Annotated in this window: 5 protein-coding genes, 2 tRNA genes and 3 rRNA genes; 1 reads left to right on the top strand and 9 read right to left on the bottom strand. The window is 57.5% G+C overall.

Annotated features, from left to right (window positions below):
- Positions 1–579: 579 nt before the first annotated feature.
- From rrf to ilvC, 7 genes are all read right to left on the bottom strand, one after another.
- Positions 580–695 (bottom strand): 5S ribosomal RNA (gene rrf / locus Q2K57_RS09295).
- A gap of 126 nt (positions 696–821) precedes the next feature.
- Positions 822–3,707, bottom strand: a 23S ribosomal RNA gene (locus Q2K57_RS09290).
- A 215-nt stretch (positions 3,708–3,922) separates the two neighbouring features.
- Positions 3,923–3,998: transfer RNA gene (locus Q2K57_RS09285), tRNA-Ala, on the bottom strand.
- Between the two features lie 16 nt (positions 3,999–4,014).
- Positions 4,015–4,091 (bottom strand) — tRNA-Ile (locus Q2K57_RS09280).
- Between the two features lie 99 nt (positions 4,092–4,190).
- Positions 4,191–5,731 (bottom strand): 16S ribosomal RNA (locus Q2K57_RS09275).
- Together the 16S, 23S and 5S rRNA genes with 2 tRNA genes alongside form the textbook arrangement of a ribosomal RNA operon.
- Before the next feature lie 673 nt (positions 5,732–6,404).
- Positions 6,405–7,235 carry a CDP-diacylglycerol--serine O-phosphatidyltransferase gene (pssA, locus tag Q2K57_RS09270; protein ID WP_112056095.1) on the bottom strand — a complete coding sequence of 277 codons (831 nt, stop codon included), beginning with the start codon at positions 7,233–7,235 and terminating at the stop codon, positions 6,405–6,407.
- 187 nt (positions 7,236–7,422) lie between these two features.
- Positions 7,423–8,439: a ketol-acid reductoisomerase gene (gene ilvC, locus Q2K57_RS09265; RefSeq protein WP_304524916.1), complete on the bottom strand. Its 1,017-nt coding sequence runs from the start codon at positions 8,437–8,439 to the stop codon at positions 7,423–7,425.
- A 170-nt stretch (positions 8,440–8,609) separates the two neighbouring features.
- Here ilvC and ilvY point away from each other — a divergent pair, with 170 nt between their 5' ends.
- On the top strand, positions 8,610–9,497 hold the full coding sequence (ilvY, locus tag Q2K57_RS09260; protein WP_304524915.1) for an HTH-type transcriptional activator IlvY: 888 nt from the start codon (positions 8,610–8,612) through the stop codon (positions 9,495–9,497).
- Positions 9,498–9,627: 130 nt separating this feature from the next.
- Here the strand turns inward: ilvY and ilvN are convergent, their stop codons facing one another.
- Together ilvN and Q2K57_RS09250 are read right to left on the bottom strand one after the other, a co-directional pair.
- A complete protein-coding gene (ilvN, locus tag Q2K57_RS09255; RefSeq protein ID WP_304524914.1) occupies positions 9,628–10,119 on the bottom strand; it encodes an acetolactate synthase small subunit in 492 nt (163 codons plus the stop codon).
- Complete coding sequence (locus Q2K57_RS09250) at positions 10,119–11,843, bottom strand: acetolactate synthase 3 large subunit (RefSeq protein WP_304524913.1); 1,725 nt, start codon at positions 11,841–11,843, stop codon at positions 10,119–10,121. Before Q2K57_RS09250 ends, ilvN begins: the two co-directional genes overlap by 1 nt.
- Between the last annotated feature and the right edge of the window lie 22 nt (positions 11,844–11,865).

Here is an 11,865-nt window from a genome sequence, read left to right as displayed (position 1 = left end):
CAATGCCTTTCGATCAAGCCTGATCGAAAAACCTTAACGAAAACAAGTGCTTCCAACACTCTTTACCGCATCCGACGTTTGCTCGTCGGCGGCAGCGGATGCGTACTTTACGGATTATCGCGGACCCACGCAAGGGCTTTTTGGCAAAAAGATCAGCCTATTTCGTTAACGCCCGGCATGCGGGCATTCCCAACCGCCCAACACTCTCACACCAGGTCTAGTCCGACACCGGTTCAGGGGAGTTCAGCAAGCCCACCGTCTCGATAAGTGATGCAGCTACGGCGTTGTGCAGCGTGCACTTGTCCACAATGGAACTTTTTTCGCTCTTCCACAGATTCCCTCTTGAGCTCCGTTCACCTCTATCCAGGTAAAATCAAACGGCCAAAACAAGATCGCCCCGGTTGCCGTATGGCAGCCGGGGCGATTTTTTATGAGGCGTGTAACGGGAGCGAGCCTGCAAAGGCCGGGGGAAGATCATGTGTTGGCGCGTACTGCCAGCCGGCATTTCCTGGTCATTCCCACCGCCCAGACATGAAAAAACCCCGGCCTGTTAAGGACCGGGGTTTTCTCGCAATAAGTGCCTGACGATGACCTACTCTCGCATGGAGAAGCTCCACACTACCATCGGCGCTAAGCGGTTTCACTTCCGAGTTCGGCATGGGATCGGGTGGTTCACGCTCGCTATGGTCGTCAGGCGAAACGGGTTGATGAGACGCCTTGGCGGCTCATCGCAATATGAAATCATGCTGACGTGATCGTCTCTTGTTACTGCTCGCGTATCCGTCAATTGTGCGCGTCATGCGCAGACCCCTTGGGGTTATATGGTCAAGCCTCACGGGCCATTAGTACACGTTAGCTCAACGCCTTGCAGCGCTTCCACACCGTGCCTATCAACCAGCTCGTCTTGCTGGGCCCTTCAGGAGGCTTATGCCTCAGGGAAGTCTCATCTTGAAGGGGGCTTCCCGCTTAGATGCTTTCAGCGGTTATCCCGTCCGCACTTAGCTACCCGGCAATGCCACTGGCGTGACAACCGGAACACCAGAGGTGCGTCCACTCCGGTCCTCTCGTACTAGGAGCAGCACTTCTCAAACTTCCAACGCCCACGGCAGATAGGGACCGAACTGTCTCACGACGTTCTAAACCCAGCTCGCGTACCACTTTAAATGGCGAACAGCCATACCCTTGGGACCGACTTCAGCCCCAGGATGTGATGAGCCGACATCGAGGTGCCAAACACCGCCGTCGATGTGAACTCTTGGGCGGTATCAGCCTGTTATCCCCGGAGTACCTTTTATCCGTTGAGCGATGGCCCTTCCATACAGAACCACCGGATCACTAGAACCTACTTTCGTACCTGCTCGACGTGTCTGTCTCGCAGTTAAGCACCCTTATGCTCTTGCACTCAATGCACGATTTCCAACCGTGCTGAGGGTACCTTCGTGCTCCTCCGTTACTCTTTGGGAGGAGACCGCCCCAGTCAAACTACCCACCACACACTGTCCTCGATCCGGATAACGGACCGGAGTTAGAACGCCAATGATGCCAGGCTGGTATTTCAAGGTTGGCTCCACGATAGCTAGCGCCACCGTTTCCAAGCCTCCCAGCTATCCTACACAAGCAACATCAGCGTCCAGTGTGAAGCTATAGTAAAGGTTCACGGGGTCTTTCCGTCTAGCCGCGGGTACACAGCATCTTCACTGCGATTTCAATTTCACTGAGTCTCGGGTGGAGACAGCGTGGCCATCATTACGCCATTCGTGCAGGTCGGAACTTACCCGACAAGGAATTTCGCTACCTTAGGACCGTTATAGTTACGGCCGCCGTTTACCGGGGCTTCGATCAGGAGCTTCGCCGAAGCTAACACCATCAATTAACCTTCCGGCACCGGGCAGGCGTCACACCCTATACGTCCGCTTACGCGTTGGCAGAGTGCTGTGTTTTTAATAAACAGTTGCAGCCACCTGGTATCTTCGACCGCGTCAGGCTCGGGGAGCAAGTCCCTTCACCCTAATGCGGCGTGCCTTCTCCCGAAGTTACGGCACCATTTTGCCTAGTTCCTTCACCCGAGTTCTCTCAAGCGCCTTGGTATTCTCTACCTGACCACCTGTGTCGGTTTGGGGTACGGTTCCACAGTATCTGAAGCTTAGAGGCTTTTCCTGGAAGCGTGGCATCGATGACTTCCAGACCGTAGTCTGTTCGTCTCGTCTCTCGGCCTTGGGGTACCGGATTTACCTGATTCCCCAGCCTACTGACTTTCACCAGGACAACCAACGCCTGGCTCACCTAGCCTTCTTCGTCCCCCCATCGCAATACTGTGAAGTACGGGAATATTGACCCGTTTCCCATCGACTACGCCTTTCGGCCTCGCCTTAGGGGCCGACTCACTCTGCTCCGATTAGCGTCGAACAGAAACCCTTGGTCTTCCGGCGGGGGAGTTTTTCACTCCCCTTGTCGTTACTCATGTCAGCATTCGCACTCGTGATACCTCCAGCATGCTTCTCAACACACCTTCATCGGCTTACACGACGCTCCTCTACCGCTCGTCATTCGACGAACCCGTAGCTTCGGTACCTGATTTAGCCCCGTTACATCTTCCGCGCAGGCCGACTCGACTAGTGAGCTATTACGCTTTCTTTAAAGGATGGCTGCTTCTAAGCCAACCTCCTAGCTGTCTGAGCCTTCCCACATCGTTTCCCACTTAATCAGGATTTTGGGACCTTAGCTGACGGTCTGGGTTGTTTCCCTTTTCACAACGGACGTTAGCACCCGCTGTGTGTCTCCCACGCTGCACTCACCGGTATTCGGAGTTTGCCTCGGGTTGGTAAGTCGGGATGACCCCCTAGCCGAAACAGTGCTCTACCCCCGGCGGTGATACGTGAGGCGCTACCTAAATAGCTTTCGAGGAGAACCAGCTATCTCCGGGCTTGATTAGCCTTTCACTCCGATCCACAAGTCATCCAAATCTTTTTCAACAGATCCTGGTTCGGTCCTCCAATTGATGTTACTCAATCTTCAACCTGCTCATGGATAGATCGCCCGGTTTCGGGTCTATTTCCAGCGACTGGTCGCCCAGTTAAGACTCGATTTCTCTACGCCTCCCCTATACGGTTAAGCTCGCCACTGAAAATAAGTCGCTGACCCATTATACAAAAGGTACGCGGTCACCGAACAAGTCGGCTCCCACTGCTTGTACGCATACGGTTTCAGGATCTATTTCACTCCCCTCTCCGGGGTTCTTTTCGCCTTTCCCTCACGGTACTGGTTCACTATCGGTCAGTCAGGAGTATTTAGCCTTGGAGGATGGTCCCCCCGTCTTCAGTCAAGGTTTCTCGTGCCCCGACCTACTCGATTTCACACCAATCAGATTTCGACTACGGGGCTATCACCCTGTATCGCGTGGTTTCCCAACCACTTCGTCTATCAGTCATGGTGCTTAAGGGCTGGTCCCCGTTCGCTCGCCGCTACTTGGGGAATCTCGGTTGATTTCTTTTCCTCAGGGTACTTAGATGTTTCAGTTCCCCTGGTTCGCCTCCCAACACCTATGTATTCAGTGTGGGATACCCAACTTACGTTGGGTGGGTTTCCCCATTCAGAAATGTCCGGGTCGCAGGTTGTTTGCCACCTCGCCGAACCTTATCGCAGGCTTCCACGTCTTTCATCGCCTCTGACTGCCTAGGCATCCACCGTATGCGCTTCATCGCTTGACCATATAACCCGAAAGGGTCTGGTCCGCGATGACGCACGACAATTGCCGGATACGCTTGAGACGTATCACATGCCCTTTCCTGGGTAGGAAAGGGACTTTTGTCAGCATGATTCATATTGTTAAAGAGCGACTGTCGAACCGACAGTCACAAGCCCGACATCATCGTTTGTGATGATAGGCTTGTGACTGTGGACTCACAGATGACTGTTGGGATGATGGTGGAGCCTAGCGGGATCGAACCGCTGACCTCCTGCGTGCAAGGCAGGCGCTCTCCCAGCTGAGCTAAGGCCCCTCTGATAAGTAAACATTGGTGGGTCTGGGCAGACTCGAACTGCCGACCTCACCCTTATCAGGGGTGCGCTCTAACCAACTGAGCTACAGACCCGGCTTACTAACCACTGGGTCCGCGACCCAAACAGTCTTATGCTCTGGCCGATCAGATAATTCATTGTGGACACTTGCCGCGAAGAGGCGAGTCGTCGATTAAGGAGGTGATCCAGCCGCAGGTTCCCCTACGGCTACCTTGTTACGACTTCACCCCAGTCATGAACCACACCGTGGTGATCGCTCCCCCGAAGGTTAAGCTAACCACTTCTGGTGCAGTCCACTCCCATGGTGTGACGGGCGGTGTGTACAAGGCCCGGGAACGTATTCACCGTGACATTCTGATTCACGATTACTAGCGATTCCGACTTCACGGAGTCGAGTTGCAGACTCCGATCCGAACTGAGGCCGGCTTTATGGGATTAGCTCCACGTCGCCGTCTTGCAACCCTTTGTACCGGCCATTGTAGCACGTGTGTAGCCCTACTCGTAAGGGCCATGATGACTTGACGTCATCCCCACCTTCCTCCGGTTTGTCACCGGCAGTCTCCTTAGAGTTCCCGACATTACTCGCTGGCAAATAAGGATAGGGGTTGCGCTCGTTACGGGACTTAACCCAACATTTCACAACACGAGCTGACGACAGCCATGCAGCACCTGTCTGTGCGCTCCCGAAGGCACCAATCCATCTCTGGAAAGTTCGCACGATGTCAAGAGTAGGTAAGGTTCTTCGCGTTGCATCGAATTAAACCACATGCTCCACCGCTTGTGCGGGCCCCCGTCAATTCATTTGAGTTTTAACCTTGCGGCCGTACTCCCCAGGCGGTCGACTTATTGCGTTAACTGCGCCACTAAGAACTCGAGGCTCCCAACGGCTAGTCGACATCGTTTACGGCGTGGACTACCAGGGTATCTAATCCTGTTTGCTACCCACGCTTTCGCACCTCAGTGTCAGTGTCAGTCCAGAAGGCCGCCTTCGCCACTGGTATTCCTCCCGATCTCTACGCATTTCACCGCTACACCGGGAATTCTACCTTCCTCTCCTGCACTCTAGCCTAACAGTTCCGGATGCAGTTCCCAGGTTGAGCCCGGGGCTTTCACAACCGGCTTATCAAGCCACCTACGCGCGCTTTACGCCCAGTAATTCCGATTAACGCTTGCACCCTCCGTATTACCGCGGCTGCTGGCACGGAGTTAGCCGGTGCTTCTTCTGCGAGTGATGTCCTTCCTGACGAGTATTAATCATCAGGCCTTCTTCCTCGCTGAAAGTGCTTTACAACCCGAAAGCCTTCTTCACACACGCGGCATGGCTGGATCAGGCTTTCGCCCATTGTCCAATATTCCCCACTGCTGCCTCCCGTAGGAGTCTGGGCCGTGTCTCAGTCCCAGTGTGGCTGATCATCCTCTCAGACCAGCTACGGATCGTCGCCTTGGTGAGCCATTACCTCACCAACAAGCTAATCCGACATAGGCTCATCCGATAGCGCAAGGTCCGAAGATCCCCTGCTTTCCCCCGTAGGGCGTATGCGGTATTAGCGTGAGTTTCCCCACGTTATCCCCCACTACCGGGCAGATTCCTATGCATTACTCACCCGTCCGCCGCTCGACGCCTCCTAGCAAGCTAGGATCGTTTCCGCTCGACTTGCATGTGTTAGGCCTGCCGCCAGCGTTCAATCTGAGCCATGATCAAACTCTTCAGTTTAAAATCATACGGTCTTACCTTTCCGAAGAAAGAAGCAGACCAAACTTGGCTCAAGGTTCAAACGTCTCAAAAAACGAAGCCGATATGGCTTGCTTTGACGAGTCGCTTGCCTTGAAGTATCGGTGACTGATCACCCCTTCATCGACAAGCGCCCACATGAATTATCTGATCGATTGTTAAAGAGCAGCTCCGATCTCTTAAGAGGGGAGCATCTCGCATCTGCCTGGCCGTTCGGCCGGCGCCCTGCGAGGAAGGCGTATTCTACTGAATCGGCAGTGAATGTCAACCCTTGCTGTTATTGCTCACTCTAGATGACCGAGTGAACCAGCGGCGAGTTGAGCGCCGATCGAGTGGAGGAGCATTCTACCGTTTCCGGCTGTTTTGTCAATGCCTGTCGATCAAGCCTGATCGAAAAACCTTAACCAAAACAAGTGCTTCCAACACCCTTCACCGCATCCGACGTTTGCTCGTCGGCGGCAGCGGATGCGTACTTTACGGATTATCGCGGACCCACACAACCCCTTTCTTGCAAAAAGGTGACGACAAGGTTGTGGATAGATGAAGGTGGCTGACCGGGTGTGGATAAACCGAGGGGCCAGACACGACAACGCCCGCACAAGGGCGGGCGTTTCAGAGCGGGTAGTACGGCCTGTCAGGGCATGGCACCACCGAGTCAGCTATCCGGCTGCTTTTTCATCTTGCGTAGCACGGCAAGCACCGGCCCCGAGGCGACATAGGCGGCAAACAGCAGCAGCAACATGACTGACGGCTCTACCGAGATCACCACGAAGCCCAGCACGATGGCGAGCAGCATCACGAACGGCACCGGCCCCTTTAGGTCAACATCCTTGAAGCTGTAGTAGCGGATGTTGCTCACCATCAGCACGCCTGCTGCGGCCACCACTACTAGCATCAGCAGCTTGAAGACGAAGGCATTGGCATCGAAGCTGTGGAAGGTCCAGACACTCGCGGCCACCAAGGCAGCGGCAGAAGGACTGGGCAGGCCGATAAACCACTTCTTGTCAGTGGAGCCGATCTGTACATTGAAGCGCGCCAGCCGCAAGGCGGCACAGGCCACGTACAGAAAGGCCACCACCCAGCCGATCTTGCCGATGTCCTGAAGGATCCAGGTGAAGGCGACCAGGGCAGGCGCCATGCCGAAAGAGATCATGTCGGCGAGGCTATCGTACTCAGCGCCAAAGGCACTCTGAGTATTGGTCATGCGGGCTACGCGGCCATCCAGGCCATCGAGCACCATGGCGATGAAGATCGCAATGGCGGCGGCCGAGAAGTCACCGTTGATACCGGCAACCACGGCGAAGAATCCCGAGAACAATGCGGAGGTGGTGAACAGGTTCGGCAGCAGATAGATACCACGCCGCCGGATCTTCTTACCATCCTCGACCGCTTCTTCGACCACCTCCGTCTCGCGCAAGAACGTCGCGGTGACATCCTCGTCGTGTTCGGGGTGCTCGTGCTCGGTCTTTTGCGAATCCTGGCTCATAGAGGTCTTCCGTTGCTGGGATATGTGTCAGTGACACGAGAACCATTCTACATGCTAGTTCCGGCAACGATAGTAACGGTTGGATGTACGAAAACAGCGAGGGCGCGGAAATCCGCGCCCTCGCTGTGATGACGGCTGTCGTGCTTGGCCAGGTCTGTCGATCAGACCTGTCAATTAGACCTGCCGATCAGTTCTTGGACTTGTCGACCAACTGGTTGGCGGCGATCCAGGGCATCATGGAACGCAGCTTCTCGCCGACCTGCTCGATCGGGTGCTCGGCGTTGAGGCGACGACGCGCGGTCATCGACGGATAGTTGGTCTGGCTCTCGGCAATGAAGCTCTTGGCATAGTCGCCGTTCTGGATACGCTTGAGGGCATTGCGCATCGCTTCACGGGACTGGTCGTTGATGACTTCCTTGCCGGTGAAGTACTCGCCGAACTCTGCGTTGTTGGAGATCGAGTAGTTCATGTTGGCGATGCCGCCTTCGTACATCAGGTCGACGATCAGCTTGAGCTCGTGCAGGCACTCGAAGTAGGCCATTTCCGGGGCATAGCCTGCCTCGGTCAGGGTCTCGAAGCCGGCCTTGACCAGCTCGACCGCGCCACCACAAAGGACGGCCTGCTCGCCGAACAGGTCGGTCTCGGTCTCGTCACGGAAGGTGGTCTCGATGATGCCGGTACGACCACCGCCCACGCCTGCCGCATAGGAGAGCGCCAGCGCCTTGGCGTTGCCGGTCGCGTCCTGCTGGATCGCGATCAGGTCGGGAATGCCGCCGCCCTTGACGAACTCGGAGCGCACGGTGTGACCCGGAGCCTTGGGCGCGATCATGATCACGTCCAGATCCTTGCGCGGCTCGATCTGGTTGTAGTGGATGTTGAAGCCGTGGGCGAAGGCCAGAGTTGCACCCTGCTTCAGGTTCGGCGCGACTTCCTGCTCGTAGATCGCCTTCTGGTTCTCGTCAGGCGCCAGCAGCATGACCACGTCGGCGGTCTGGCTCGCTTCGGCGACGGATGCCACCTTGAGGCCAGCCGCTTCGGCCTTGGCCGCGGAAGAAGAGCCCGGGCGCAGAGCGACGGTGACGTCGACGCCGGATTCCTTCAGGTTGTTGGCATGGGCATGGCCCTGTGAACCATAACCGACGATGGTGACCTTCTTGCCCTGGATGAGGGAGAGGTCGCAGTCCTTGTCGTAATAAACGTGCATGGCGGTATTCCTGTTAACGAGAGAGTAAGGTGTCAGCGTTGATGGCGACCCACGCCGTCTATCGCGGCGCTTGTGGTTTGTGGTGCCGATGCAAGGACGATACGGCAGACAGCGCGTTGCGTAAAACGCTATATTTGCAATATCACATCCCGAAAAGTGCAATAACGCCCATGGACATGCGTGACCTCCGACACTTCCTGAGCCTGGCCGACACCCTGCATTTCGGCCGCGCCAGCGACGCCTGTCACGTCAGCCCCTCGACGCTCTCCCGCTCGATCCGCTCCCTGGAAGAGAGCCTGGGTGCCACGCTCTTCGAGCGGGACAACCGCCACGTCGCCCTGACCCACCAGGGCCTGACCTTCCAAGCCTACGCCCGAGATGCCCTGGAGCAGTGGGAACTGGTGCGCCATGCGCTGATGGAAGAAACCGCGGCGCTCGCCGGCGAGATCAGCATCTTCTGCTCGGTCACCGCCAGCTACAGCTTCCTGTATGAGCTGCTCAGCGACTTTCGCACCCGCCATCCGCGCATCGAGCTCAAGCTGCATACCGGCGACCCGGCCCACTCCATCTCACGGGTGCTGGCCGGCGAAGAGGACATGGCGATCACCCCACGGCCGCGACGCCTGCCTGAGGCATTGGCCTTCAAGCCGATGACCACGTCGCCACTGGTGTTCATCGCGCCACGGGACGGCGCCGACTGGATGCCTACCCACCCGGAGGTGCCCACCGCCGAGCAGTGGGCCGAGGTGCCGATGATCCTCTCCGAGTCGGGGCTGTCCCGGGAATACAGCGACACCTGGTTCAAGGCGCTGGGCATTGCGCCGCGAATCTATGCGCAGGTCGCCGGCCACGAGGCCATCGTCAGCATGGTCGGGCTCGGCTTTGGCATTGGCGTGGTGCCGAAGATCGTGGTCGACAACAGCCCATTGGCCGGCCGGGTGCAGACGCTGGCAGTCAAACCCGAGCTGCCCCACTACGATGTCGGCCTGTGCGTGGCCCAGCGCCGGCTAAAGAGCCCGTTGATCCGTGCACTGTGGGCAGAGGTCTCGGCGCGCTAACCGCCAACATATCCTTTCCCTTGGTAAGTAACTCGCTTACGTCGATAAGCACCCGCCTCGTCTCGGCCAGGCACAAAAAAAGCCGCTCCGAAGAGCGGCTTTCAGAACCCACTGTCAAACCATTACGCCGTCAAAGGCTCAGCACCTTGTCGCCCCGGGCGATACCCGAGACGCCGGTACGCGCCACTTCGAGGATACCCACCGGGGCCATGGCCTGGAGGAAGGCATCCAGCTTGCCGGCATCGCCGGTGATCTGCACCGTGTAGAGGTTCGGCGTTACGTCGACCACCTGAGCACGGAAGATATCGGCGGTACGCTTGACCTCGTCACGGGCCGCACCGAGCGCTTTGACCTTGACCAGCATCAGCTCACGCTCGATATGCTGCCCTTCGGTCAGGTCGACCAGCTTGACCACGTCGATCAGCTTGTTGAGGTGCTTGGTGATCTGCTCGATCACCCGATCGTCACCGATGGTGGTAACGGTCAGGCGCGACAGCGTCGGGTCTTCGGTTGGCGCGACGTTGAGCGACTCGATGTTGTAGTTGCGCTGCGAAAACAGCCCCACCACACGAGACAAGGCGCCGGGTTCGTTTTCCATCAGGATCGAGATGATATGGCGCATCAGGTCCGCTCCGTCTTCGAAAGCAGCATGTCACGCATGGAGCCCAGAGGCACCTGCATCGGATAAACGTGCTCGCGCGGGTCGACGTAGACGTCGAGGAACACCAGCTCGTTCTTGTCGGCGAAGGCCCGCTCGAGAGCGGGTTCGAGATCCTCGTGACGTTCCACCTTGATGGCGGTGAAGCCATACGACTCGATCAGCATCTGGAAGTCCGGCAGCGACTCCATGTAAGACTGGGCGTGACGTGACTTGTAGTTCAGGTCCTGCCACTGGCGCACCATGCCCAGCGAGCCGTTGTTCAGGTTGATGATCTTCACCCCCACCCCGTACTGCTTACAGGTCGAGAGCTCCTGCATCATCATCTGGAAGCTGCCCTCACCGGTGATGCAGACCACATCCTCATCGGGATAGCTCTTCTTGACGCCCATGGCCGCCGGGAAACCGAACCCCATGGTGCCAAGCCCGCCCGAGGTAATCAGACGATTGGGCTTGTCGAACTTGTAGTACTGGGCCGCAAACATCTGATGTTGGCCGACATCGGTGGTGACGTAGGCCTCGCCGCGAGTCACCCGGCAGACGGCTTCGATCACTTCCTGAGGCTTGAGCGGCTCGCCTTCCTGGGAGGGCTCGTACAGCTTACCTACCCGCTCATCGCGCCAGCCATCAAGCTTCTGCCACCACTCGGCGAGTGCCTCGGGCTGACTGATCTCCTTGCCCTGTACCAGACTGATCATCTCATTGATGACGCTGGCCGCCGGCCCGACGATCGGCACGTCGGCGCGCACGGTCTTGGATACCGAACTGGGATCGATGTCGACGTGAATGATCTTGGCCGTAGGGCAGAACTTGGAGGTGTTGTTGGTCACCCGGTCATCGAAGCGCGCACCAATGGCGATCACCAGGTCGGCATGGTGCATGGCCATGTTCGATTCATAGGAACCGTGCATGCCCAGCCAACCGAGACACTGACGATCGCTTTGCGGGTAGGCGCCGATGCCCATCAGGGTGGTGGTGATCGGGAAGCCCAGGTGCTTGACCAGATCCGTCAGCCCTTCGCTTGCGTTACCAGTCACCACCCCGCCACCGGTGTAGAACACCGGGCGCTTGGCCTTGAGCATCAGCTCCACGGCCTTCTTGATCTGACCGGTATGACCGCGAGTGACCGGGTTGTAGGAGCGCAGCTTGACCTTCTTCGGGTAGACGTACTCGTAGCGCTCGGTGGGAGCGGTCATGTCCTTGGGAATGTCCACCACCACCGGCCCGGGACGACCGGTGGCAGCCAGGTAGTACGCCTTTTTCAGCACCTCGGGAATCTCCGACGGGTGCCTGATCGAGAAGCTATGCTTCACCACCGGACGGGTCACACCGATGATGTCGGTTTCCTGGAAGGCATCATCACCGATCAGATGACTCATCACCTGCCCGCACAGCACGACGAGCGGGATCGAGTCCATGTAGGCGGTGGCGATACCGGTCACGGCGTTGGTCGCGCCGGGGCCCGAGGTGACCAGCACGGTGCCTGGTTTGCCGGAAGCCCGGGCATAGCCGTCGGCGGCATGTGTCGCGGCCTGCTCGTGGCGTACCAGGATGTGTTTGACCTTGTCCTGACGGAACAGGGCGTCATAGATATGCAACGCCGCTCCGCCGGGATAGCCATAGATGTATTCGACGCCCTCGTCCTGAAGGAAGCGGGCGATCATGTCGGCGCCGGAAAGCAGTTCCACTGTATTTCTCCCCTGGAGGTCT

It is taken from the genome of Halomonas sp. I5-271120, assembly GCF_030553075.1.
Taxonomy (GTDB): domain Bacteria; phylum Pseudomonadota; class Gammaproteobacteria; order Pseudomonadales; family Halomonadaceae; genus Onishia; species Onishia taeanensis_A.
The sequence above is the reverse complement of the archived record's forward strand: the minus strand, read 5'-3'. Positions and strand labels throughout refer to the sequence as shown.